We start from the raw sequence: 25,691 nt of genomic DNA on the forward strand, positions 1-25,691 counted from the left end.
AAGAGACCCGCGCATTGTTCACACGAACGTGGGTCTCGCGATTGCAGATAAACGGGCTGTCAGCAGGCACCGACAGCAGGAACCAATCCCTACATCTCGCGCAAAATCGAGGGCTCGCCGATGACGAAGTCGAACTTGCAGACATCCTCCACCGTTTCGCGCAGCTTGGTTTCGTTGCACTGGTGGGTCACCACGCGCAGGGTCTGCTGCTCGCCCGAATAGCCGGGGTCGTGCGGGGTCGGCTTCAGGTCCTGATTGATGCCGTTGATGGAGACGTTGTGGTCGGCGAAGGTCTTGGAGATCGCGGCAAGGATACCCGGGCGGTCGCAAATACGGAAACGCACGGCGAACGCGGCGCGGGAGGCGTTCAACGGGGCTTTGGGCAGATTCTGGTACATCGAAATCTGCGGACCGGTGCCGCCTTGGACGATATGACGGGCAACAGTGACGATATCGCCCATAACCGCCGAAGCGGTGGGCGCACCACCGGCGCCGCGACCGTAGAACATCAGGTCATCGGCCGCCTGCGCGTGCACGAACGCCGCGTTATAGCTGCCGTGCACGCTGGCGAGCGGATGATTGTCGGGGATGAGCGCCGGGTAGACGCGTGCGGACACGCCATGTTCACCGTTGACCACGACGGCAAGCAGCTTGATGACCTTGTGCTCGGCCCGTGCCAGCGCGATGTCATCGGCGGTGATGTTGGTGATGCCCTCCGTCGTGACGTCATCGATGCTCACCGGCGTATGGAACGCAAGAGACGCTACGATGGCCGCCTTGTTCGCCGCGTCCTCGCCTTCGATGTCACCGGTCGGATCGGCTTCGGCGTAGCCTTTGGCCTGTGCGTCCTTCAACGCCACCTCGAAATCGAGGCCCTTGGTGGTCATCTGGTCAAGAATGTAGTTGGTGGTGCCGTTGAGAATGCCCAGAACGCTGGTGACCTTGTCGCCGACCAGCGATTCACGCAACGGGCGGACCAGCGGAATCGCACCGCCGACGGCTGCCTCGAAGTAGATATCGACGCCGTCCTCCTCGGCGGTGCGATAGATTTCCGGACCGTATTTCGCCAGCAGCGCCTTGTTCGCGGTGACCACGGAAGCGCCGCTTTCGAGGGCCTTCAACACGAGCGTTCGCGCGGGCTCAAGGCCGCCGATCAGCTCGACCAGAATGTCGCTGTGACTGGCAACATATGTGGTGTCTGTGGTGAGCAGTGTTTTGTCGATCCAGGGAAAGTCGACCTTCTCGGGTTCGCGGCAGGCTATGCCGGAAATCTCGAACGGCTGGCCCATCCGTTGCTGAAGTTCGTTCTTCTGTTCCGAAAGAATCCTGGCGACTTCAGAACCGACGGTTCCCACGCCCAAAAGACCCACACGAATCGGAGTCGAGCTGTCGTGAATCCCCTTCGGCAGAATTTCCGCTTGATTGCCGTCGCCTTGGGCGCGTCGTTGCGCCGAACTTTCCATCTGCCCCATACTCACTCCCGTTTCAGCCGCTTCCATTACTTCACATACTTAGACTCATCAATCCTAGGAAATGAATCCGACACTTCATCAGAACCGACAACAAGCAGACGCGCATACCTTCTCATCAAGAAATCTTGGTCATGTTCCGGCACAGGAGAGACGGGTTTGTAGCTTATCCGAAAACTTATGCTACAAACCCATGATGAAGAGCCTCTTTATTCTGGGTTTGTAGCATAACAGCGAACTGATGCCACAAACCCAGAATAAAGATATGACTCATCATCTTGAAACCCCACACATCAGGCATAGGATAATAAACGCAGAAGCCCGAATCATCTACGTCACCGACAAGAGATATCGGCGCCGCCGTTGACTGCATCATTGTGCGACCGACACCATCAGCAATCAGCTCACGTCGAGGGCGAGCAGATCCTGGATGGTCTGGCGACGGAGCATAAGGTGGGCGTCTTTACTGCTGACGGCGATCACGGCGGGAATCAGGGCCTGATTGTAATTGCTGGCCATCGTACGGCCGTAAGCGCCGGTGACCGGGATGGCGAGGATGTCGCCACGCTTGAGATCGCGCGGCAGGCGGCATTCGTGAACGAGGATGTCGCCGGACTCGCAGTGCATGCCGACCACTCGGGCGAGCATGGAATCCTTGAGGTTGCCGTTTTCGTCCTTTTCGCCGCCACTATCGCGGTTGGCGAGCAGGGCCGTGTAATCCGCACCGTAGAGCGCCGGACGGATGTTGTCGCTCATGCCGCCGTCGACCGAAACGTAGGTGCGTTCGGCGATGGGATTGCCGGCTTGGTCTTTCGTGCCTTTCGGCAACGTCACACGCTTGATGGTGCCGACACGGTAGAGCGTGACGCCTGCGGGGGCGACGATCCAGCGGCCGGGCTCGAAGGAAATGACCGGGGCGGGCATGCCCAGCGCCTTGTTGATCGAAGTGACGGCCTGGGCCAGCCTGCCAAGCTCGACGTCGATGTCCATGGAATCCTCGGCATCGGTGTAAGCCACGGAGTAGCCGCCACCCAAATCGACCTCGGGCAGGGTGTAGGCGTCGGTGGCGTAGAAGGTCTTACGTAAGAGCATCATGCGTCGCGCGGCTTCGATGAACGCGTTGGCGTCGTGGATCTGGGAGCCGATATGCGAATGGATGCCGACCAGCTCGAGGTCGTCCTGGCGCTGGTAGATGTCTTTGAGCACCGCGAGCGCCGGCCCGTCCGCCACGGCGTTCATCGCTTCGGCCAGTTCGCGTTCGGTGTCGGAAACCTTGACATGGCTCATATCGTAGGGGTATTTGATCGAGTAATCTAGCTCGTTGCCACTTGCACAATCAGCGGTATTCTGGGCACTATCACCTACAGTCGCACTGCCAAGCTTGGCAAGAATATCAAGTATTTCGGGTCCGACGCCGGCCGGCAGCAGCGGAACGCCGAATTTCTGGTCTTCGTGCGCGGTGGAGATGTATTCGTGACCGCCGGCGTGGATGCCGGAGGTGACGCGCAGCATGACGCGGGCACGCTTGCCGAGACGGTGCGCGATGGCGGCGATGCGTGCGGGTTCATCGGCCGAGTCGACGACGATTTTCGAGAATCCTTCGCGCACGGCCAGCTCGATCTCCTCGTCGGACTTGTTGTTGCCGTGCAGCACAAGCCGGCGCCCGGGCACCCCTGCGGCAAGCGCGATCTCGATCTCCCCCATCGAGCAGGTGTCGACGGACATGCCGGCTTGGGTGACGATGCGCACGACCTCCTTGGAGAGGAACGCCTTGCCCGCGAAGCTGACGTGAGTGGTCGAGGTGTTGAACGCGTCGGCGGCGGCACGCACGAATTTGCGCGCACGGGCACGCACCTCGTCGGTATCGATCAGGTAGAGCGGCGAGCCGAACTCGTCGAGCAACGATGCGGCGCTGTGCCCATGGAAAGTCAGTTCGCCGTCGCCATTGAACGCTGTCGCTTCCGGCCAAATCGAAGTGATGCCCATAATTTCGTCCCCTCTATTCTTCGTCTGTCACGCAATTTTCAAGCTGTACCTAACGATACCGAAACGCGATGAAAATGGTGGAATCATCTCAACACAGTGATGTGCCTATTGAGCTCGCACAGAGATCAGTCCAAAATTGCAATATCTCGTGTAGCCGACAGGGCCAACGACAAGCTCACTCACCCATTGCAAATCTGCATGGCTACGCCATCTTGCATGATTGCGAACCCATGCTTTTGATAGAACGCCGCGTTCTTGCTTTCCTCCGGCATGACTTCGATGTAGAAATAATCCGCATACCGTTGCTTGACCATCTCAACCATGTGGCCGGCGATGCCCCTGCCTTGATATTCGGGATCGACCAGGACGTAATGCATATAGGCCATCATCGCCCCGTCATCCAAAACGCGCACCAGCCCGGCAAGCCGATCGCCGTCCCACGCGGAAAAGACCGTGGAGGAACCCATCAAGGCCTTGTACAAACGTTCCGGATACTTTCCGGAAACCCAGCCGACAGAGAGGAAAAGACGCTCGACCTGCGCTTGCGTGAAACATTTCTCATCCGTAAATCTGATGTCTCCGTCGACCATATTCTCTCCTCTGATTTGCCCTATCACCTATTGACTTGTAGACAATGATAAATAACGCATAAAGAAATCGGCCACGTCATCCCACGATGGGAAACGTGACCGATTCGCGATACATCCTGCATTACATCTTGTCGGGCGCGGTGACGCCGAGCATCGCCAGGCCGGAGGCGATGACGCGCTGGACAGCATCATTCAATTGCAAACGAGCTGCGGCACGGGCCGGTTCCGGGCACTTGGCGACGCGCGCGGCCTCGTCCATCTTGCGCTCATCCAGGCCAGTCAGGTCCATCGGCACCACGCGCTCCAAGTTGTACCACTTGTGGTACGTGCCGGCGAGCGACTCGAGATAGTGCGCGATCTTGTGTGGGGCGCGCAGGTCGCCGGCATCGGTGACGACGGACGGCCACTGGGCCAGCGAGCCCAGCACTTCGCCGTCGGCTGGGGTGTCGAGCAACGACAGGTCAGCGGCGCTTGCGTCGATCTTCGCAGCTTGCGCATTGCGGTCGACGTTGCAGCTGCGGGCGTGCGCGTACTGGACGTAGTAGACCGGGTTCTCGTTGGTGTGCGAGGCGAGCACATCGAGGTCGATGTCGACGCTGGTGTTGTAGTCGGTGCGGGCTAGCGAATAACGCGCGGCGTCCACACCCACGGCCTCCACGAGGTCATCGATGGTGACGACGTTGCCGGCGCGCTTGGACATGCGCACGGCCTTGCCGTCCTTCATCACGTTGACCATCTGGCCGATGAGAATCTGCATGTTGACGTTTTGCTTGTCGCCGAACGCGGCGCACATCGCCATCATGCGGCCGATATAGCCGTGGTGGTCGGCACCGAGCATATAGATGGCCACGTCGGCCGGGTTCACCTCGCGATGGCGCTTGTCGTAGTAGTAGGCGATGTCGGCGGCGAAGTAGGCGTACTCGCCGTTGGACTTGATGATGACGCGGTCCTTGTCGTCGCCGTGCTTGGTCGAGGCGAACCAGGTGGCCCCGTCCTTTTCGTAGATGTCGCCGTGGTCGCGCAGCCAGGCGATGGCCTTTTCGACGGCGCCGTCCTGATAGAGGCTGTTCTCGTGGAACCAGACGTCGTAGTTGACGCGGAAATCCTTCATCGACTGCTGGATCTCGGCGAACATCATCGGCACCGCGCGCTTGCGGAACTCCTCGCGCTGTTCGGAATCGCCTTCGCCGAGCGCATTGCCGTCCTTGTCCTTGCCGCCGTCGACGCGAGGCAGGGCGAGCACATCGACGCCGTCCGCCTTCGCCTCGGCGATCACACGGTCGGCGATCTCGTTGATATACGTGCCTTTATAGCCATCGGCTGGAGTTTCCTCGCCGTGAGCCGCCGCCACCAGCGACTTGGCGAAGCGATTGATCTGCTCGCCGTGGTCGTTGAAGTAGTATTCGCGCACGACCTTGGCGCCGTTGGCCTCGAGCACACGGGCCATGGAGTCGCCGGTCGCCGCCCAGCGCACGCCGCCGATGTGAATTGGGCCGGTCGGGTTCGCGGAGACGAATTCAAGGTTCAGGGTCTTGCCGGCCAAGTGGTCGTTCAGGCCGAACTTGGTGGAATGTACGGTTTTCGCAGCGGTTGCGGTATCGGTATCGCTATCCTTGCCCTTCCAGACCTCGACGCCCTTATCGACGGGATCGACGTCGAGAGACTGGTCCAGAATCTGCGAGACCACGGCGGCAGCGGAGGCCGAATCGAGCGTGATGTTGATGAAGCCAGGCCCGGCCACCTCGACGGAGGCGATGCCGTCGGCGTCACGCAGCCTGGCGGCGAACGCCTCGGCCAAATCACGCGGCTTCATGCCCGCCTTCTTGGCCAGTTGCATCGCCACGTTCGACGACCAGTCGCCGTGGGCACGGTCCTTCGGCCGCATCACGGCCAGCTTCTCGACCGGTGGCACCAGCTCGGCTGTCAAATCGCCGGCTTGGCCGGCCTCAACCAGCCCATGTGCAATATCAGAAATAAGTTCACTCAACGCTTCAGGATTCATGCACCTCAGTCTAGCGTGTCGAGTGAACCTTCTCTTCCAACGATAAGCCTCAACGCAATTCCAAAGTTTACCCGCCCATCACTAAGTTCAGTTGCCGTCTTATTCCAGCAACCAATCGACTAGATTGACGCCGCGGATGCCGTCGACACTGTAGGGGAACTCGTCGAGCGAAAGCACCGTCTTGCGATAATTGTCATTTATCTTGGCCAATACCCCGAACTCACGATTCCGAGTCTGCTCGTCGGCGACCAGATACGAGACCTGATAATATTCGGTCTCACCATTGCGACGCACGATGAAATCGACCTCGGCATCCCCCACTTTGCCGACATTGACCTTATAGCCCCGGCGCAAAAGCTCAGTGTATACAATGCCCTCCAGCACCTGATCGACGTTCGCGACATTGTTAAGGCCAAGAGCCTGCCGCAACCCCTGATCGACAACATAATATTTATCGTTGAACGACAGCATTTTCTTGCCCACCGCATCTTCACGACGAACGCGATACAGAAGATACGCCTGTGTGGCAGCCTCAAGATAATTGGTCACCGTTGCCGCACTGACCTTGCGCTGCTCGCTTTTCAAGTAATCGGAAATGCGCTTGGTCGTTAAAAGATGCCCTTCCTCGGCGACGGCATAACGTACGATCCGTTCGAGCATATCAACGTCACGGATATCGTTGCGTTTGACCACATCCTTCAGCAGAATCGTCGAGAATAAATCATCCAAGTAATGCAACGAAGCATCCTGATCAAAATCAAGTTCATTCTGGAAGGGGAACCCGCCTTGAACCACATAGGCCCGGAACGCCTCACGATTGTCTGCCTTGGGATGTGCAACGCGATACGCCGGCTCGAATTCCTTAAACGAAAGCGGAAAAACCTCAATGGTCACATAACGGCCGGTGATGAACGTCGCCAAATCGCTGGAAAGCACGCTCGCATTGGAGCCCGTGATATAAATGTCGGCATCGCAATCCACCATGAACGCGCGCAAGGCACGTTCCCAATGCTCGACTTCCTGAATCTCATCGAGAAATAGGCATATGGGTTTCTTAGGGTCAATATGCTCATACACATATTGCGTCAGATCTTTGTCATTTTTGACATCAGCCAATTGCGCGGACTCAAAACGCAAATGAAGCATATTGGCTTCCGAGGCACCTTGGGCCAGCATATGCCGCTTAAGCAAATACAATAACGTCGACTTGCCGGAGCGCCTGACGCCAGTGAGCACTTTAATGATGTTCTTGCCGACGTACGGCTTAATACGTTCAAGATATGCCAGTCGTTCAATCACCATAAATCCTCTTTGCTTTCATTTGTACTTTAAACTTTACTCTAAAATCCGAAAAGTTTAAAGTATACTGAAAACTTTTCGGAAAAATTCACTTAGTTTTAAGTACAGTTGAAACTTTTCGGCAAAACGCGATTAGTTTCACGTACAATTAAAACTTTTCAGCATTGCAGAAAACGAGAGTGTCTTCGCACTACACCGACGAAAGCCTGTGTATCAACCGCCAAACCGCTTAAAACATAGCCGAGAAATTCCAATTCTTGTATTTGCCGTTCGGTATATCCGGAGCCAAAAGACCGAACAGAAATACAAAAAGTATACCGAAGGCAGGTTCCCAATTGCTATCCTCCCGATAATTCAGAGCCAGGATAAGCAAGACGAGGAAGTACGCTATCGCAACGCCAACCATGAACCAGGAAAAACCTTTCAGCAAACCGGAGTTCCGCCTTGAATAGTTGCGCACGCAGCCCACCATTATCGCAACCTCTATCAGATAAATCACTCCGCACGCCACCAGCCCGAGGCAACCGGGCCAATCCGATGGAATAGCAATCAGGAACACCACGGCGAAGGCGAATACGAACACCGCCGTCCCGACAACCAACGCCGCGATCTGGCACATCAACTTGCGATCGGGACGGTAGCCGTTGCCGGGTTCGGTGATCCACAGCCCGTCGTCGGTCTCGTCGCTGAAATGCAATTCGTCGCCGTGCTGGCGAGCGCCGTTGTCTTCCCCGACGCTGGCGACTCTCGGGCCGGTCCGATAGGTCGGAACCTTGATTTTGATGCGGTTTTCCGGAGCGTAAGGCGACTGCTCGGAATGACCGGTGAGGAACATATCGATGGTCTGCTGCACGCCCTCGCCATTACCGACGCCCAGCTCACGCGCGTATTGCTCGGCGCAGCGCAACGACCAAGCCATGTCCGCCATGACCTGCAAAGCCTCGGGATATGTCTCGTAAAACCCGACGTGATACAGTTCGCAACGTTCGCGGAAATAATAGACGAACCACTTGTTGTCGCTTTTCGCGAGTCCGACGCTCCTGCCGTAGCGCTCCGAGGTTCCGCAAGCGAAATTTTCCTCGCCCACGCAATCGGCAAGAACTTGAGGAACTTTCCATTCCGGTCCGTCGTAATCGGTGAGGTTTCTTATCGCTTCCGGACGTGTGAATTGCGGATTCTTCATTTGCAACGCGAGATAGAGCACGGCGCTCTGCGGCTTTTTGACACTGACCAATTCGTTGTTTCTGTGGTTGACAACGCGACCGACCGTGTATCTACGATCCTTGGCGGAGTAAGTCAGGCGGTAGACCTTAGGCTTCGCAACGGGACTTGTGGCATCACCCGGTTGCCTCGCGTCGCCGGACGAAGGCAAAGGCAGGCATTCAACCATGTCGCCTCGGTCGCGCAATTCATAGCCCGCGATGGCCGCAACATTCTCGAGAGCACCCAGCCAATCGCGCCGTGCGTCCACCGATTCAGGGATACTCAACGTACCACCATCGCCATCCTCGTCTGCACTATCACCACTGAAGCAATCATCTTCCATTCCAGACACGATACCCTATCCTAGCCTCTTGAAGACCCGTGGAAACGCACAGATGCCGGGGCGGCAGCATCGTATTGACTGCTGCGCCCCGGCATCTTTACCTCAACCCATCACCGCGATGAACGTCTCGATTCGCCGAACGTGCCGAACCATTTGAGCATGCAGCCCATGGCCACGGCCACGATTGCGGCCAACGCGAGGCACCACACGTCAACGCCTGTAGAGACAAGAGACTTTGTTGGCTTGTTGGCCGCTTTGCCCGGCTTCCGTCCGTTCGACGCAGCAGGAGACCCCGAGGCACCACCGTTCGCCCCCGGATTCGCGTTGCCGTTTGATCCGCCCGGATTCGGCGTGGGTGTCGGATTCGGATTCGGTGACGGATTCGGCGTGGGTGACGGCGAAGGAGCCGGAGGGGAGATCCGGACCAACGCCGACTCCGCTTTGTTCAGTTTCTCAACGGCCGCATCGACATCCTGTTGGGTGACGGGCTCCGTCAGATCCTGCGCATCGGCGATGGCGTTCTGCGATTGCGCGCGATCCAGCACGGACTCGGCGCTCTTCAGCGCATTGGCGAACGGCTCCCAGCTTTCCTTGGTGTAATCCGCCTCATTGAGTTTCTTCGCCTTGCTGACGGCATCTTGCAACTTGTCGACCTTCACCTTGGCAGGCAGGTCGGCCGCCACCGCGAGCCACGAGATGACCGGCTTGTTGCCGCCCGCGCCCTCGTTGGTGACCACATAATCAACCGTGGCCGGGGCGTCAAGCTTGAAACGCAACGTCTGATGCAACGGGGTGTTGGTACCGGACAAAGCGACCGTCGCCTTCTCGCCGATCTGCGTGCCGCCGACGCTGGCAGTCTGATACATCGTGCGATCCTGCCCCCACCATTCGGCGAATCCGGCAGTCAACGTATAATTTCCAGCGTCGAGCGGCAGATGATAGACCTGCTTGGTGGTGTCCTGATAGAGACCGGTCGAGTACTTGTCGTTGATGTCGGTGCCGCCTTTGACTTTGACGCCGGCAGCCTCGTAGCCCCACTCGCTTGCGGATGGCGCCACGCGATCGACCGCATCGTTTTTCAAGGGATTGCCGATGGAGTCGCGTTCGGCTTTCACGGCAAGGTATTGAGGAGATGCCACGCCGGAAGTGCCGGAATCGATGTAGTAACGCAGCCCGGCAGGGACCACCTCGATACGGGCGCTCACCGCCTTGCGCCCGTTGGAACCGCCCTTGTCGGCCACAGACCCACGTACATCGATGGTGTCGTATTCGTTCGCCTGGGAGAATGCTTTCAGAGACTCATCAGACCACTGCACATCGGTCTGTTTGCCGTTAACGGCTACCGAGGACGGCAACGAACTGCCTGCGACCGCCGCGATCACCCCCAGCGGCATCGGTTCATGCTCGACTCCCAGCCAGCTGATCACAGGATCCTTGCCGCCGTCGGAAAGCACCTTAAAGGTCACCGTCGCGTCAGCGCCAAGGCTGAAATCGACCGTTCCCGTGCCATTGCGCCCCGCGGTGGTGAGACTGGGCATATGGCTGCCGCTCGCGGATTTGGCGACACCTCCCTCGTTCCAGCTCGCCTCGAGCTTCATCGGACGGTTCTCTCCGCTCCACCACTCCGTGAAGCCGGCCGTGATACGGTAGGATCCGGCCTTCAGCGGCAGGGTGTAGTCCAGTTCCTGTCCATTCTGGTAAAGCCCGCTTTGGTACTTGTCCTTCTCCGTCGCGGACTTGACCACGGCGTTGTCGCCATAGCCCCAGGCCGTCGAGGCATCCGTGGAGGCACCGGCCTTCTGATCGGCGACCTGATTAAGCAATCCAGGCACGCCGGCCTTCACCGATTCGTATTCAGCAGACGTGGCCCCCGCACCGGAATCGATGAAATAGGCCATATCCAGGGTAGGCAGTATTTCGACATTGGCGGTGAAGCGGTGCTTCAGCCCGTCCTTCAACGCCGCGCTCACACCGGAAACCGTCATCCATGAATAGGCGTCGGCTTTCGCCACGGCCTGGGCGCTTTCGTCGCTCCACGAGACCTTGGCCCGCTGCCCGTCAATGGTGATTGAAGCGGGAAGACCACTGTCGGCGCTCACCGCCGGCATGGCACCAAGGTCATCGATATCAGGACTGACGTCCTTGCCGACCAGATTCTTCGAAGCGGCGTCAAGACGAGCGATAAGAGCGGAGGCACCTTCGGCATCCAACCCATATCCGGCAGGATCGTCAAGCGCGGACTTGGCAGCGGCGCGAGCGGCATCGAAAACATCCCATGTCGACGGATAGTACTCGCCAGCGTTGTAGTCCTTGACCTTTTCCAGAGCCGCGCGCAACGAGCCGGTATCAACCTTGCTCGATTCCACCGCGGCCTTACCCGCATCGCTGACGACGCCCACCGCGTCCACGGAGAACGGTTCGGCGTTTGCGGTTTCGATGACGACGACATGCTGGCCCTTGCCCAATCCACGAAGCATGAACGTCGTCGCAAGATTGGAAGCCTGCAATGTGGAGGCATTCGACAGAATTCTCTTGCCGTCGACAGAGACATTGAGCCGCGCCTTTCCGCTGTTGGCACCGATGATATCGAGACCCGTCCCGGAGAAACGATAGGTGAGCGTCGCGCCTTTGGCCGTGCTCGTCGAGATGGAGCGCTTGTAGACGAACATGCCCTGCCCGTCCAGATGCTGCCAATCCTTGTTATATTGCAGAATCGGCGTAGAGGTGTCGCCCCAGCTGCGTTGATGCATGTTGTCGATGAAATCGGTGTAATAAGGCGTGTAACCAGCGACCCGATCCACCTTGAGGTCATCGAAGCGCACATTGGTGAAGCTGGTGCCGATCTGCACACGTCCACTCGCCTGCGCAGCGGCATCCCGATAGTCGCCGACCGTGACGCCATTGACCAGCGCCGTATAGGTATCGCCCGCCACACGGATGGCGATGGTGTTCCATTGGCCCAATCCGGCCTTCCAGTTCACTCCGGCGGTGTCGCCGAGCTTTCCTGAGGCCACATTCACGCCGAAGCGCTGCAAAGCCCAATCTCCCGATGGGGTCACCCGCAGCTGAGCGGCCGAGGCGCCGATGCCGTTGGCGTTGCCACCCTGCTCTCGCGCGCCGATGGTGGCGTACGCGTTCTTGCCGTTGTCGGCGCCGTTCTCAAAGTAGACACGGACGCTGGCTTCGTAATTGGCCCAACGGTTGTCGCCGACGGTCGTCATCGGGTCGCCGCCGTTCCACGCACCGGCGTTCATGCCCTCGCCGACTTGCTGACGCAGGACGTGGCTGCCGTCCGGAAGTTTCACGACCTCGAACGCTCCGTTGGTGTCATCGGTATAGCGTGGGGTGGCACCGGTGTCGCCGCCTCGGGAATGCAGGTAATCCTCCTCAACCGTCGCGCCTTGCTTGTAGGTTTCGACCTTCTTGTCCCGATATTCGAAATCGTCGGCGTACAAGGGCCCGATATTGTCCGAACTCTGGTCGAGAACGGCCTGGTCCTTGCCGTTCACATATTCCTTGGAGGCTGGCAGCATGCTGCCTTCGCCGTCACGAGGCTTCAGTGTTCCATTCGGACCGGATTGGGCGTAATCGAGGGTTGTGGCGGTGAGCATGGAGAACGGCTTGACACTGAACTCGTAGGCGCCTTGGCCGTCAGGATTGATCTGCGCAATCGGGCGCACGTAGTTGCCGTTATACGGCTGACCGGCATCGGCTGCCGTCGTCTCCCACAATTGCATCGGAGCCGAGGCACCGGCCTTGAGACTCATGTTCTTGGCCGAGATGCGATAAGTCTTGGTCTGCGCAGAATCGTTGACGATCACCGTGGAGAAGGCGCTTTTGTCCGGCGCGGCGAGCGTCATGTAGCTGGTTGCGCCGCCGCGCGAGCTGGACGCTCCGGTTCCGCGCCCCGGCGGGTTGCCGTCAGTCATATCGCTACGTGAAGCTTCGGGAATGCCACGCCAAATGCCGGCGGTATTGGTCGCATTCTCGTACCCGGTTTTGGCAAAGCGCGAGAACTGCTCCAACGTCGCCAAGCCACCGTCATAATGCATCCACCCGCTCCAAGGATCACGTGCGGAAAGCAGCTCTTTCGAGGAGTATTGGAAACCGTCGTAGAACGAGCCGATCGCCGGCTGATAGACGAAATTGGTGCGACGCGAGCTGGTGAAGCCTTTGATGGCGGTGTTCGCCATCTCGAGGGCGGAGTTGATGCCGCCGATGCCGACTCCGGATTTGCCGTCGTTCTTGCCGTTGTTGGTCCCGCTGCCCTCGCCGCTGGCGGTGTTCATGGTGTTGTTGGGGCGATCCGCGGTAAACGAGAACGTGGCCTGGGCCTCGGAATTCCAAATTTCCTTGTCCTGCTGGTCGGCGAGTTTCTTGAAGTCGCCGTTCTTGTCATCGGCTGTGTTGTAGTGGAACCCGGCGATATCGACCGCCTTCATCAGATCGGGGTCCTTGAACATATCCGCGCCGAACGAACCGGTGCCGACCTCGTCGGAGATAAGCGTGCGAATCTTATGGAACGCCGCTTTTTCTTGGGCATCCTTCCACGCAGGCACATCGCGGCCGTCAAAGTCCTTGATGCTGCCCGCTCCCTCGAATCCGCTCTCGTCGGTTTTCACGCGATTGGCGAAATCCTTCGTCCACGCATAATCGGGCTTCTGCTCGTTGATATGCGGATTGACCGAATCCACCATATAGCCGTATTCGCGATAGACCGCGAGAATCGTGTTTTTATACCACTTGTAAATATTGTCGTGGTTGTTGTCGGATCCCACCCATTGCGGGTACTTCCAACGCAGAATGCTCACTTTGAGGCCGGGATTGACTTTAAGCGCGTCGCTGGCCAGCTGGAAACCGGGCTCACGCGCCACATCGGGGTATTCATCGGGCCCTCGCATCACTGCCGCGTTCGGACCGGTGGAGGTGTTGCGGTCATTGCCCATTTCAATCTTGACCGTGTTCATCAACGGGTGTTTGCCGCCAAAGAGCACATCGATCATTTTCCAGTATTGCTGGGGATGCTCCGCCTTGTAGTCCATGAGCAGGCTGCTCGTGGAATTGGCGCTCAACTCGCCGAAACCCTTGAATGTCAGGCCGTTTTTATTGAGCGCGGCCCGAGCCACGTCCCCACCGTCGACGGTCACTTCAACGGGATTGGAACCCGATTGTTCTTTCACTGCATTCGCCGCACCTTCGGAAAGCCCCTGTGCGGCCATCGCCGGCGTCGCGCACAGAGCCATCGGGACGGCCACCATCATGGCCACCGCGACCGTCATGGTTTTTCGTATGGCCGCACGATAATGTACGCCTTGGGTCTTACCTGATCGTTGTGTCCGCATATTCCCACCTCATCATGGTCATATATTTGGATGTTCTCTTCTTGACTCACCTTCTCAATCGCGTGCCAGACAATCCAAAGCCTTGACACAGCAAATAGACGAGGAAAGCACAATTATTTACTATATTAGGATAAGAAATATCATTTTATTAAGATTGCCAAAATTTGTTCTCAACGGCGCAGGACTTGCGATGCAAGCGATGTCAGATGATTGCGAGCCGATAAACCACTACACGCCTCGTATTGGCGGGAAATCTCAAAAACACATTGTGGGCCCGATGGGATTCGAACCCACGACCTTCTGCTCCGGAGGCAGACGCTCTATCCAGCTGAGCTACGGACCCAAACAACAACTCAAAGCATAGCACCGTAGCCGACCAACGGCGTGGCCTGAGTGGCACCGGACGTCATTGCCCATCAGCCAGACGATAAATTCGCCTCCGCGCCCATGCCTTTTCACGCCCCCATGCATCAGAATTCCGGAAATCGGCCGTCTATCGGATTTCAACCATTCCGAACCGCAAAAATGCGCAAGAAGTGCGAAACGCCGCCATTTCGTCTAGACTTGGACTATGGCCCCTGAAATGAACGACTTCGAATTCGATCGGCGGTTCTTCTGCCGTCAGATGCCCGAGGAACTGGACGATGGCAGCGCGCCGACCCTTATCGTGCAAAGTTACTACGTTCACTCTGATAACTATGCGTTGCGCGTGCGTCTGTCGAGCCGGAAAACCCGTATCGAAATGAACGCCGACACCGACGCGATGGCCGCGCTCGACCGATACCGCGACGATTTCACTGAAGCCAGTGTCACCGTCAAAGGCCCATCCGTGGGCGGCACGCGTTATGAGGCGGAGCGCGAAATCGACGTCAACATCGCCGCGGAGCTGATCAAACGCGGCGGGGAGGTCATCATCAAGAACCGTTTCGCCGCTTGGATCGGCGAGGACGGCTGGGACATCGATGTGTTCGGCGGATCCAACGCGCCACTTGTGGTGGCCGAAGCCAAGCGCAGCCGGCCGGTGACGAACCTAATCATCCCCGATTTCTGCGTCACCGAAATCACCGACCAAGTGCGTTTCTCCAACGATGGACTTGCCAGCAGGCCATTTGCGAGCTGGAGCGGGGACTTCGATCGCGAGCTGGCCGAACAAGGTCCCCATTTCGAGCAGATCTACGGCCGCAACCGGCACGAGTAGTCCGGTTCCCAGCCCTGCCGAACGCCATACCCGCCTGACTTACGTCACAAAACCTCCAGTAAGCGGTCCTACCGGAGGAAACGCGACGCTTGTAGCCTGATCAGCGTCACAAAACCGCCAACACCCAGCTCAACTGGAGGAAACGCGACGCCACCCGGCCCGATTCACATTGTTTCGAAGGCAATAGCGTCAGAAAAGTGCATTCTACAGCACCCAAATCGCACTTTTTTGACAGCAGCGTCACAAACATGCACCTTACCCCGGCTCAGATGTATTTTTTTGACGCCAGTGTCAGAAAAGCGCACTTATACAAGAACAATCCTCGGCCATAGGACCAGCCAAACAGAAAACGGCACGATCCCGGCTGAGCATTGAGCCGCTGCCGGGAATCGCACCGTTTGCCATACAGGCGAAAACGCAGGAAACTTTCGCCTCAGTACATCAGCGTCGAAAGACGACGGCGAGCGGCCCTGAGTCGCGGATCGTCGGGCTCGGGAATGACGAAGTACTCGAGCAGACGCTTGCGCACCGGTTCCAAGTCGGCCTTGTGACCAGCGGCGAGGAAATCAAGCAGACGCGAGAAGGCATCCCCGATCTGGCCGCCAATCATATCGATATCGGCGACGGCAAGCTGCGCCTCGACATCGTCGGGGTGATCGGCTGCGGCAGCACGGACCTCACGCACGTCGGCGCTGCCGGAACGCGCCAGCAACAGAGCCTTGGAACGCTCACGGGCGGCCAACGTGTCGTTGGGGTTCGCCTCGAGCACCTGCGCATAGGCCTCAGCGGCACCGGCATAGTCGCCATCGGCCGCAAGTTGGTGGGCCTGCTGGTGCTCAGGCGGGACCTGCTCGGCTTCATCCGCCTCCCCGCCGGCATCGGCGTCAGGATCGCCAGAATACGGCGCCGTTCCGGTAACCCCGGCCTTCTGGGCCAACTGCACGATCTGCGGCAGCAGGGTGTCGGTGATCTGCGTCAGTTCCTCGCTACTCGGCAGCCCCTCGAGAATCGGCATGGGCCGCCCGCCGATAAGCGCGAACAACGCCGGCGCACCCTTGATCTGGAAGGCTTGGGCGATACCCGGCTCCGCATTGATGTCGATGCGGGCAAGTTGCAGCTGGCCCTTCATGGCATTGACGGTATCCCCGAGCTTCTTGGCCATGGCAAACAGGCGATCGTCGGTGGAAATCCACAGCAAGAGCACCACCGGATAGGTGGCGGAAGTCTGTAATACAGCCTGGAATGTGGACTCGGTAACGTCGATGACATAACCACCCGCGCTCGGTGCGCCGCCTGCCTGGCCCGGTTCAGACTGCACCTGATGCTTAATCGAACTCAAATCGACCGCGCCCGCCAAGGAAATGCCCGGATTCGTCTGGGGCTTATTTGCTGCTGCCAAAAGTGCCTTCTTTCTTGCTGCGTCGGCTCGACACAGGAATCGCTATCTGCCCGATATGCATATAAGCACAAGTCTAATCTACCTGTCGCCCGACCCGCAGGACACCGCTTCGCCTGACGGCGGACCCCAATACACAAGCCTCGTTACCAACAAAATATATGGACATCTCTCGCGTGATCAGGCACCCAAGTCGAGGGTTGAAGGCAGTTAGCCATCAATCCTGCCTCTAACCCTCCAGCAACATAGCGTTGCCCCGGGGTTAGAGGCAGAGAACACACACCAATGCCCCTAACCCTTGAAAATAGCCCGGTTACGGCAGGGTTAGAGGCAGAAAACAGCAACGGATCCGAAAGCGAAGACGAAAATCTAGAGCGCTTCGACCTTGATCGGCTGACGTTCGGCGCCTACCGCGACCACCTTTTTACCCGATTTGGCTGGAGGAACATAAAAAGCCAGAATGTTGACATACGTCACCTTCATGGTGCCGGTGGCCTTGCCTTGGCCGAATAACGCGCGCTCCGCGTCGCTGGCAGGCTGCGATTCACGGCCCTCACCGGCGATGCGTGTCCATTCCGAATTGATCTGCGAGACCACCAGGTCGCCGCCTTCGCTTGAACGCATCACCGCGATTCCGTTTTTAATCGGCATGAAAGCCTGAGTCTGCGTGCCATGGTTGCGTTCCATGCCCTGCTGGACCGTTGCGGACAATTTGTCAAGATCGTCACGGAAATAATCGTTGTTGAATTTCGACGCGAACTTGCTCTGCTGCCCGTGCGTCAAAACGTCCGCATACTCATCCACCGCCTGTTGCGGGGTCATCGACAATCCGGAATCATCCGGCGTCCCCATATTGGCACCGATCGAGGGGATGGCGAATTCCGGAAGCTTCGCGCCCTGGAAGAGTCTCACCACGCCCCACAGTTTGTAATTGGTTCGCGGGCTACGCTGCGTCATCACCAAAAGCCGCTTGGACTGCTGGTCCTGGGTCGTGGTGGTGATCGAGAACACCGAACGCGGCCAACCCGACTGGGTGGGAATGATCGTCTGAGCGATGTCCTTCGGAATAGTGGCCTTGGGATCGATCGCACCGGTTGCCTGGGCAATCGACAGCTCGCTGGTACGCACTTCAAGGGCCGGGCCGGTCACCCGCGCCGATAGTCCGTCCGGGCTTTTGGCGTTGTCCGAAGCGTCAAGAACGTCCAGCGTCGCCTTGCGTATCGCCTTTTCCTGCGCTTCGGTGATATCCGGTGTCTGGGTCGACGATTCGGCCCCCTGCGGCTTCGGGGGCCGCTCGCCGCACGCGGCAACGCCGACCAGAGTGGCTGCAGCGATCGCCACGGCGGTCAATGCTCTCAACAGTTTCTTCGTACTCATGCGTTCTTTTCGTCCCCATTCGCTTCTGTTGTTTTGCCGGCCTGATCCGACTCGACGTGAGCGGTGTCAGCATCGCTGTCCGTGTCTTCAGTCGACGTTTCCGAAGATAGACGGGCGAAATAATCACGGAGGTCATCGGCTGAAATCACCGTTGTTTCGGCTTGCGCATGACTTTCGTCAATCAACTCGTCGGCGCTCGAAGCCGTGCGTCCCTCGCTGTTGCGAGCATCATCCTGCGCGTTGCCGTCGGATTCGGTATCGCCCTCGGGCTGCTGAAGCGACACGGACACGTTGGCTGCCCTGAAATCGACGGCTTGTCCCTCATCATTATCGGCGTTGTCGTCGCGGTCAAGGTTATCGGCATCATGACGGTTGCCGAGACCGTCGTTACCTGCATGGCTGGCCGCGGCATGCCGCGAATGCCTACCTACCGAAGCCGACGACGCAGTGGCATCCGATTCGGATTCCTGTTCCGGTTTGCCGCAATGCCGCCCTGAATGACTCACGTTATGATGATTTTCATCAATATTGACATCTTCAGTATGCTCAGAACCGGTACTGGAAACCGTACCTGTCCCCGCCGCCATGTCGCCGGAATCCGCAGATCCCTGCGTCTGAGCCGTTTCGGTTTCACCCGTCAGGCTTTCGTCCACTTCGTCGATAGAGCCGGACCGCAAAGCCGAAGCCTCGTCCTGTTCGGAATCGCCGGCCATACGATCGTCTTGAACGGTATCGGCAACACTGTTGTCAGCGGAGGCTTTTTCAGTGTCATCAGCAGCATTGTCAGCGTTGTCGGTATTTTCGTCGTTGTCGGTACTTTCAGTGTTGCCGGTACTTTCAGCGTTGTCGGTACTTTCAGTGTTGCCGGCGTTGTCGGCACTTTCATCATTGTCATTGACGCCAGTGCCATCATCACTATCATTCTGCATCTGCATGTCCGCCACAAGATTGCGCCTGGTCGGATCGATAATGCTGGGAGCCGACGCATCCGCGTCCGAAAGTCCGCTGTCCGTGGAAGCGGAGAGCGAAGAACCCTCGCCCGACACCACGCCTGCGCTGCCTTCGGCTGCCGACGATTCGCCCGAAGCCGCAACAGCAGAAGGACGAATCTTATGAGACGGACGATGGTTATGGCTCGAGTGCACCAGACTTCTGCGGAGCACGGCGATGCTTCCGGTCATCGCCTCGGAAATCGAAACTTCTTCGGCCTTCGCCTTCTTGCGCCTCTCACGACGCTTCGCACGCTTGCGCTTGAACGATTCGTTGGCCATGATCGCGAAAAGCGAGGCGGATAATATGGTCAGCACCACGCACACGCCGGACGCGACGAAGAACGGCACCGCATGATTGGGAACACGATCGCGCAACCAATGCATGGTGATGGTGACGCTCGGCCGCGCCGATTTCCTCGCAGACGCGCCCATGTCGACGACCATCACCTGATCGCTTCTCACGTCATTGAGGTTCAGCTTCATCGCGGAATCGCCGCACTTCACGCTCGTCCACATATCCGAATTCTTGAAAGCGATCTCGTCGCCGCCTGCCACGGTCTCGATCTTGGGCCCCATAGCGGTTTTGGTGGAGAGCCTCTTCCAATCATCCAGACCGGTCACTCGTACGTATTGCTGACCGGCGATCCAGCCGGTGGCGTCTTTGGCGTTGCCCAAGGCCACGCAAGTCTGGGCTGCGGATTTTGCTGTTTTGGTTTTATGGGACTTTGTTGCTTGGGCTTTATCGGATTTGGCTGAGGCCTGTGCCCGGTCGCCGTGAGCGCTCACTTCTATATTGACGGATTTGGCGAGTAGGTTCAACATCCCGGAATCGGTGACAACGTAACGGGCTCCGGAGATCGAGGTGGTCGCACTGACCTCACGCGCAGGTTTCCAAACCGTCATGTTCAAGGCGCCCAAGACGATGAACAACACCGCGAGAAGGCCGAAAATCGGCGCGACAACGCCACGCATGATCACCGCGTGTTTAGTCGGCTTTGCGTTGTGTTTAGTCTTTTTATCCTGTTCTGAAGTCATATTGCCTTATATTCTACAAGGTCTATCCGATAGAATTCTGTGAACGATTATCACAGTATTACATCATTGCATACAGAGTAAATCACACTTTTAGGCCCGATTCTGTGATTTACTCTGTAAGCTCACGACGGATACAAAGCAAATCACACTTTTGAGCCGAATTCTGTGATTTACTCTGCATCGCAGGGACGGATACAGAATAAATCACATCTCCACCACGGCCAATCACCATCAGCCAGCCAGCGATATCCGCTCAGCCATCTCCGACTATGCGCTAAATCAAGGTTCAGGGCTAATGTGGTGAGCCATGAGCAACAAACACACCCGAACTTTCGGCCGCATTCTCGCCGCAACCTGCGCCATCGCCCTGTCATTCGGCTTGGCAGCTTGCGAATCAAACAGCGGCAACAGCAAATCCTCAGACACCTCTGCCGGCACACAGATGGCCGGCGTCAAGGCAACCGGTGCGCTTGGCAAAAAGCCGAAAATCACCTTCCATACCCCGATGAGCGTGGTCAACAATTCCTATGTCGTGCTGCAAAAAGGCAACGGCCCGGCCATTCAAAAAAACAATCATGTCTGCATCCAGGGCATCGCATTGAACGCCAAGGACGGCAGCGAGATGATGAGCACCTGGGAGAAGAACACACCCGACTGCTCGATGGTGATGAACGAGGACGGTACGGGCAAAACCTATTACAACGTGCTCAAAGACCAGAAGATCAACTCGACCGTCGCTTTCGGCATCAATGACCACAACAAGAACAGCACCTCATACATCATGGCGATCACCCTCGTCTCGCAATCCAAGCCGATAACGCGGGCCGAAGGCACCAAGGTGACGGACGTTCCCGCGAACCTGCCGAAAGTGACGCTCGGTGAAAAAGGTGCACCTTCCATCGATTTCAACGGTTACAAACCAGGCAACGACCTCGTCGTCCAGCCGCTGATCAAGGGCAAGGGCAAGAAGGTGGCCGCCACCGACACCATCGATGCGCATTACACCGGCTGGGTGATGGACAAGGACGGCAAGCCGTCGAAGTTCGATTCCTCGTGGGATCGCGGCAAGTCCTCGCAATTCTCGCTGCAGCAGGTCGTCGATGGTTGGAAGAAGGGCCTTGCCGGACAGACGGTCGGCTCGCAGGTGCTGTTGGTCGTTCCCCCGGATTTGGGTTACGGCAAGACCGCACAGGCCAAGATTCCCGCCAATTCGACGCTCTACTTCGTGGTCGATATACTCTACGATTACGGGCAAATGCAAGGCCAGCAGTAAAGATAAAGCGATCCTGTTCGAATTCTTGCTTCAGCGGATGATAGCCTTGCCGGTGCACAATATCGCCAGCATTCGCTGAAGTAGGCAGGCAAAACGTCACATCTCAAAAAAAACAAAGCCTGGTGTCATCTCTCAAATGCGATGACACCAGGCTTTGTTTTTCTTCGTCACCGACCGTACTCAAATCGGCTATGTTTCCACTTCTTCATCATGGGTTTGCGGCATTCACGGCTGGCAATACCGCAAACCCAGAATAAGCAGCTTCCCTATCATGGGTTTGCGGCATTCGCAACCTACAAAGCCGCAAACCCATGATGTATAGAGAGCATACAGGCTGAACGGACGCTCAACTTTGATACCCAACCTCAGAACAAGCGCAGACTGTCGTCATCGGTGCCCTTCATGTCCTCGTAATCGAGGATAAGGCAATCAAAACCGCGCTCGGTGGCCAGGACACGAGCCTGCGGGGTGATGGTCTGGGCGGCGAACATACCGCGGACCGGGGCGAGCAACGGATCTTTGTTGAGCAGTTTTACGTAACGAGTGAGCTGTTCGACACCATCGATACCGCCATGACGCTTGATTTCGATGGCTACGTGCTGGCCGTTGCCGTCGATGGCCATGATATCGACCGGGCCGACGGGCGTAGGAAATTCGCGGCGCACCAGTTTCGCGCCCTTGCCGATCCGCTCGATCTGAGCCGCCAGATAATACTGAAGATGATCTTCCACGCCGTCCTTGATGAGCCCCGGGTCCTCCCCCAAATCGTAGGTCTCGTCGGAATAGACGTGCTGCACCGTCACTTCTAGGACGTCGGTCGATTTCTGCGAGGCGACACGAAAGACCTTTTCGGGCAATGGTTCGGCAGCTATATCGATGTCTATATTCGCTTCGACGGCGGTTTGCGAAACGCTATCTCCACCAGCGCCCTCACCCGCATCCGCCGCGGTTTCAGTCGCTTCTTTTGGCGCAGCCGAAGCGTTTCCTTCCTCGTCATCGACTTCGCTTTCCGGGGTCACCTCACGGATGCTGCAAGGCGCGGCCATCCAGTTGAGCGGCTTGTAGGAACCGAGCTCGGAAAAGATCAGCAGGCTCTGGTCGGCCTTGATCATGAGCACACGCTTGGCCATGGGCAATGAGGCGTTGAGGCGCCCGGAATAGACGGCAGAGCAGTCAGCAACAATAATTCGCACGTTGGCTACCTTACCCGAGCCTCTGGGCGAAAATACCTCAAACACTCAGTCATGATAATTCGCAGCATAATGCAGTACATTTTTGTATGTAATAATTACCGATGTATCAATCACATACAAAAGTGGAGGCATCGAATGTATCGATGTCTCCACTTTATTGACGAAAGTTGCCGACAAACAGCCCATTGGCCAATCAGTCGTTGGTTGCCGTCGGATCCTTCTTGGTGTCCACGCCGGTTTCCACGGCGACGGTCAGAGAGTTGGAATCGAACGACGCGAATCCGTCGGTCACCTCGAAGCTGTGACGGTTGCCGTCAACGTCAATGGCCGAAACCGTGCCCTTGTCGATAACCGTCAGAATCGGCTCGTGGTCGGGCAGAAGACCCATACCACCCTCGCTGGCGGGGATGGAAACGGACTTCGCGACGCCGCTCCACAAGGGACGGTCGGAAGCGACGATATTCACCTTCATCGTGGAGCCAGCCATCACGCATATTCCTTCTGCATGTCGTGCCACTTGTGCTCGAGGTCATCGATACCGCCGATGCCGCTGAACGCCTGCTCGGGCACGTCGTCATACTTGCCGTCGCAGATGCGCTTGAACGCCTCGACCGTCTCGTCAGCCTTGACATAGGAGCCTTCCAAGCCGGTGAATTTCTTCGCGACATAGAAGTTCTGGCCCAGGAACTGCTGGATCTTACGGGCGCGGTTGACGGTGGTCTTGTCTTCCTCACCGAGCTCGTCGATGCCGATCAGGGCGATGATGTCCTGAAGTTCCTTGTTGCGCTGCAGAATCGCCTTGACGCGGTTCGCGGTGTCGTAGTGTTCCTGGCCCACGTAGCGCGGATCGAGGATTCGCGAGGTGGACGACAGCGGGTCGACGGCCGGGTAGATGCCCTGGGAAGCGATGTCACGAGAGAGCTCGGTGGTCGCATCCAAATGGGCGAAGGTAGTGGCCGGGGCCGGATCGGTGTAATCGTCGGCAGGCACGTAGATGGCCTGCAACGAGGTGATCGAGTGGCCACGGGTCGAGGTGATGCGCTCCTGCAGTGAGCCCATCTCATCGGCCAGATTCGGCTGATAGCCCACGGCGGACGGCATGCGCCCGAGCAGCGTGGAGACCTCGCTCCCCGCCTGCGTGAAGCGGAAGATGTTGTCGATGAAGAGCAACACGTCCTGGTTCTCGACGTCGCGGAAGTACTCGGCCATCGTCAGAGCGGTCAGCGGCACACGAAGACGCGTCCCCGGGGGCTCATCCATCTGGCCGAAGACCAACGCGGTCTTCTCCAAGACGCCTGCGTCGCCCATCTCGCCAATCAGGTCGTTGCCCTCGCGGGTACGTTCGCCGACGCCTGCGAATACGGAGACACCGCCGTGGTTCTGCGCCACACGCTGAATCATCTCCTGAATCAGCACGGTCTTGCCGACGCCTGCGCCGCCGAAGAGGCCGATCTTGCCGCCCTCGACGTACGGGGTCAGCAAATCGATGACCTTGATGCCAGTTTCGAACATCTTGGTGCGGCTCTCGAGCTGGTCGAAGGCCGGCGGATTGCGGTGGATGGACCACCGCTGCTTGATCTCGATATGCTCGTCGGGCTTTGCGTTCAGGATATTGCCCGTGACATCGAATACATGTCCCTTGGTCACGTCGCCGACCGGCACCTCGATGGGGCCGCCCGTATCGGTGACCGTCGCACCGCGCACGAGGCCATCGGTAGGCTTCAAAGCGACGGCACGCACCGTGGAATCACCGATCTGCTGCTCGACCTCAAGGGTGATCTCCTTGACGGTCTCGCCTTCGGTGTCTCCCTCGTTGCCGATCTTGACTTTCAGGGCATTGTAGATGTCGGGCAGGTGCCCCGCCGGAAACTCGGCGTCGATCACCGAACCCTGGACGCGCGTCACACGTCCGGCATTCAGATCGTTCGCCTTGTCGGCGGAGGTCGCGCTGGACTGAGCCGTTGACTCGTTTTGTGCCATAAGCGTTCCTACTCTTCCTCTTTGTTCAGCGCATCTGCGCTGCTGATTATCTCAGTAAGTTCCTGGGTGATCGAAGCCTGACGCGAAGCATTGAGCTGGTGCGTAAGGGTATCGATCAGGTTGTTGGCGTTGTCGGTCGCGGTGTGCATGGCGTTCTGTCGGCATGCCGTCTCGGAGGCGGCCGCGGTCAACAGGCATTCATGGATACGCGACTGCACGTACTTCGGCAGAATCGCATCCAGGACCTTGTCGACGTTCGGCTCAAACGTATAGAGCGGCGACAGCTGATCGCTTTTCGCCACCGATGTCACATCCCCGGCTTCCGTAGCCGCCGAAGAATCGGCCTGCCCGTTTCCGGACTTAACGTCATCGGCGGGTTGAGCCGCGGCATTGGCATCAGGCTTGCGATCGTCGCTTCTGACCAGTTCGACCGGCAGCATGCGCAGCACACGAACCTTCTGCACCACCATGTTCACAAATTCCGTGAAGACGATATACAGCTCGGAAACACCGCCCTGCGCAGCCGTTTTCATATAGTCGTCCAACAGCCGGTTGGCGATTTCCCTGGCGGTATCCGCGCCCGGCTGATCGGTGTTGCCTTCCCACGTCGCCGCGATCTGGCGATTGCGGTATTGGTAATAGGAGACTCCACGACGGCCATAAACGTACAGCAGAGGTTGCTTGCCCGCTTCGTCGAGGCGAGCGAGCAACGATTCCGTCTCGCGGATGATCGACGAGGTATAGGCACCGGCCATACCGCGATCCGACGTCAAGGCGAGAACGGCGACCCGAGGGTTGTGTTCCGTAGACTTGACAATCGGATGATCGATATCGGTATGTGCGGCCAGCGCCTGGACGGCATCGAAAATCGCGTCGCTATATGGCTTCGCGTTGAGCGCCACAGTACGAGCCTTGGCGATATGCGAAGAAGCGATCATCTCCTGTGCGTTGAAGATCTTGCCCAACGACGTGGTGGAGGTGATGCGTGATTTCAATCCGAGTTGCGAAGCCAT

16 protein-coding genes and 1 tRNA gene are annotated in these 25,691 nt (G+C 57.9%); 2 read left to right on the forward strand and 15 right to left on the reverse strand.

Annotated elements, in window-relative coordinates:
- Window positions 1-89: 89 nt before the first annotated feature.
- The 8 genes from OZX64_RS07760 to OZX64_RS07795 form a co-directional block, all read right to left on the reverse strand.
- A complete protein-coding gene (locus OZX64_RS07760; protein ID WP_277157371.1) occupies window positions 90-1,397 on the reverse strand; it encodes a homoserine dehydrogenase in 1,308 nt (435 codons plus the stop codon).
- A gap of 471 nt (window positions 1,398-1,868) precedes the next feature.
- A complete protein-coding gene (locus tag OZX64_RS07765) occupies window positions 1,869-3,455 on the reverse strand; it encodes a diaminopimelate decarboxylase (protein ID WP_277172473.1) in 1,587 nt (528 codons plus the stop codon).
- A 179-nt stretch (window positions 3,456-3,634) separates the two neighbouring features.
- Window positions 3,635-4,045 (reverse strand): GNAT family N-acetyltransferase, encoded by a 411-nt coding sequence (locus OZX64_RS07770; protein ID WP_277156829.1) that lies wholly within the window; start codon window positions 4,043-4,045, stop codon window positions 3,635-3,637.
- A gap of 121 nt (window positions 4,046-4,166) precedes the next feature.
- Window positions 4,167-6,047 (reverse strand): arginine--tRNA ligase, encoded by a 1,881-nt coding sequence (gene argS / locus OZX64_RS07775; protein ID WP_277172474.1) that lies wholly within the window; start codon window positions 6,045-6,047, stop codon window positions 4,167-4,169.
- A 99-nt stretch (window positions 6,048-6,146) separates the two neighbouring features.
- Window positions 6,147-7,349 carry an ATP-binding protein gene (locus tag OZX64_RS07780; RefSeq protein WP_277172476.1) on the reverse strand — a complete coding sequence of 401 codons (1,203 nt, stop codon included), beginning with the start codon at window positions 7,347-7,349 and terminating at the stop codon, window positions 6,147-6,149.
- Between the two features lie 226 nt (window positions 7,350-7,575).
- Window positions 7,576-8,892, reverse strand: coding sequence for a hypothetical protein (locus OZX64_RS07785; protein WP_277172477.1), 1,317 nt, complete (start codon window positions 8,890-8,892; stop codon window positions 7,576-7,578).
- A gap of 110 nt (window positions 8,893-9,002) precedes the next feature.
- Complete coding sequence (locus OZX64_RS07790; RefSeq protein WP_277172478.1) at window positions 9,003-14,234, reverse strand: family 16 glycoside hydrolase; 5,232 nt, start codon at window positions 14,232-14,234, stop codon at window positions 9,003-9,005.
- Window positions 14,235-14,503: 269 nt separating this feature from the next.
- Window positions 14,504-14,577, reverse strand: a tRNA-Arg gene (locus tag OZX64_RS07795).
- Window positions 14,578-14,805: 228 nt separating this feature from the next.
- Between OZX64_RS07795 and OZX64_RS07800 the strand changes: the two genes are divergently transcribed.
- A complete protein-coding gene (locus tag OZX64_RS07800; protein WP_277172479.1) occupies window positions 14,806-15,432 on the forward strand; it encodes a hypothetical protein in 627 nt (208 codons plus the stop codon).
- Between the two features lie 433 nt (window positions 15,433-15,865).
- Here the strand turns inward: OZX64_RS07800 and OZX64_RS07805 are convergent, their stop codons facing one another.
- The 3 genes from OZX64_RS07805 to OZX64_RS07815 all read right to left on the reverse strand — a co-directional run bounded on the left by OZX64_RS07805 (window position 15,866) and on the right by OZX64_RS07815 (window position 20,232).
- Window positions 15,866-16,831 (reverse strand): tetratricopeptide repeat protein, encoded by a 966-nt coding sequence (locus tag OZX64_RS07805; RefSeq protein WP_277172480.1) that lies wholly within the window; start codon window positions 16,829-16,831, stop codon window positions 15,866-15,868.
- 366 nt (window positions 16,832-17,197) lie between these two features.
- The gene (locus tag OZX64_RS07810; RefSeq protein WP_277156825.1) at window positions 17,198-18,205 is read right to left on the reverse strand and encodes a hypothetical protein; all 1,008 of its coding nucleotides are present in this window, start codon (window positions 18,203-18,205) and stop codon (window positions 17,198-17,200) included.
- Window positions 18,202-20,232: a hypothetical protein gene (locus tag OZX64_RS07815; RefSeq protein ID WP_277172482.1), complete on the reverse strand. Its 2,031-nt coding sequence runs from the start codon at window positions 20,230-20,232 to the stop codon at window positions 18,202-18,204. The genes OZX64_RS07810 and OZX64_RS07815 overlap by 4 nt, the downstream gene beginning before the upstream one ends.
- Before the next feature lie 307 nt (window positions 20,233-20,539).
- Between OZX64_RS07815 and OZX64_RS07820 the strand changes: the two genes are divergently transcribed.
- Complete coding sequence (locus tag OZX64_RS07820) at window positions 20,540-21,505, forward strand: FKBP-type peptidyl-prolyl cis-trans isomerase (protein ID WP_277156823.1); 966 nt, start codon at window positions 20,540-20,542, stop codon at window positions 21,503-21,505.
- 365 nt (window positions 21,506-21,870) lie between these two features.
- On the opposite strand, the gene nucS is transcribed toward OZX64_RS07820, so the two are convergent.
- From nucS to OZX64_RS07840, 4 genes are all read right to left on the reverse strand, one after another.
- A complete protein-coding gene (nucS, locus tag OZX64_RS07825; protein ID WP_348519408.1) occupies window positions 21,871-22,743 on the reverse strand; it encodes an endonuclease NucS in 873 nt (290 codons plus the stop codon).
- Window positions 22,744-22,891: 148 nt separating this feature from the next.
- A complete protein-coding gene (locus tag OZX64_RS07830; RefSeq protein ID WP_277156821.1) occupies window positions 22,892-23,185 on the reverse strand; it encodes a F0F1 ATP synthase subunit epsilon in 294 nt (97 codons plus the stop codon).
- On the reverse strand, window positions 23,185-24,678 hold the full coding sequence (atpD, locus tag OZX64_RS07835; protein ID WP_277156820.1) for a F0F1 ATP synthase subunit beta: 1,494 nt from the start codon (window positions 24,676-24,678) through the stop codon (window positions 23,185-23,187). The genes OZX64_RS07830 and atpD overlap by 1 nt, the downstream gene beginning before the upstream one ends.
- A gap of 8 nt (window positions 24,679-24,686) precedes the next feature.
- The gene (locus OZX64_RS07840) at window positions 24,687-25,691 is read right to left on the reverse strand and encodes a F0F1 ATP synthase subunit gamma (protein ID WP_277156819.1); all 1,005 of its coding nucleotides are present in this window, start codon (window positions 25,689-25,691) and stop codon (window positions 24,687-24,689) included.

The organism is Bifidobacterium sp. ESL0704 (genome assembly GCF_029392075.1).
Taxonomy (GTDB): Bacteria; Actinomycetota; Actinomycetes; order Actinomycetales; family Bifidobacteriaceae; genus Bifidobacterium.

What these genes read in the sequence shown, in the direction of transcription:
- OZX64_RS07765 (WP_277172473.1), bottom strand. Translation starts at nt 3,455, where the DNA reads ATGGGCATCACTTCGATTTGGCCGGAAGCGACAGCGTTCAATGGCGAC.
- OZX64_RS07770 (WP_277156829.1), bottom strand. Translation starts at nt 4,045, where the DNA reads ATGGTCGACGGAGACATCAGATTTACGGATGAGAAATGTTTCACGCAA.
- argS (WP_277172474.1), bottom strand. Translation starts at nt 6,047, where the DNA reads ATGAATCCTGAAGCGTTGAGTGAACTTATTTCTGATATTGCACATGGG.
- OZX64_RS07780 (WP_277172476.1), bottom strand. Translation starts at nt 7,349, where the DNA reads ATGGTGATTGAACGACTGGCATATCTTGAACGTATTAAGCCGTACGTC.
- OZX64_RS07785 (WP_277172477.1), bottom strand. Translation starts at nt 8,892, where the DNA reads ATGGAAGATGATTGCTTCAGTGGTGATAGTGCAGACGAGGATGGCGAT.
- OZX64_RS07790 (WP_277172478.1), bottom strand. Translation starts at nt 14,234, where the DNA reads ATGCGGACACAACGATCAGGTAAGACCCAAGGCGTACATTATCGTGCG.
- OZX64_RS07800 (WP_277172479.1), top strand. Translation starts at nt 14,806, where the DNA reads ATGGCCCCTGAAATGAACGACTTCGAATTCGATCGGCGGTTCTTCTGC.
- OZX64_RS07810 (WP_277156825.1), bottom strand. Translation starts at nt 18,205, where the DNA reads ATGAGTACGAAGAAACTGTTGAGAGCATTGACCGCCGTGGCGATCGCT.
- OZX64_RS07815 (WP_277172482.1), bottom strand. Translation starts at nt 20,232, where the DNA reads ATGACTTCAGAACAGGATAAAAAGACTAAACACAACGCAAAGCCGACT.
- OZX64_RS07820 (WP_277156823.1), top strand. Translation starts at nt 20,540, where the DNA reads ATGAGCAACAAACACACCCGAACTTTCGGCCGCATTCTCGCCGCAACC.
- OZX64_RS07830 (WP_277156821.1), bottom strand. Translation starts at nt 23,185, where the DNA reads ATGGCTGGCTCCACGATGAAGGTGAATATCGTCGCTTCCGACCGTCCC.
- atpD (WP_277156820.1), bottom strand. Translation starts at nt 24,678, where the DNA reads ATGGCACAAAACGAGTCAACGGCTCAGTCCAGCGCGACCTCCGCCGAC.
- OZX64_RS07840 (WP_277156819.1), bottom strand. Translation starts at nt 25,691, where the DNA reads ATGGCTTCGCAACTCGGATTGAAATCACGCATCACCTCCACCACGTCG.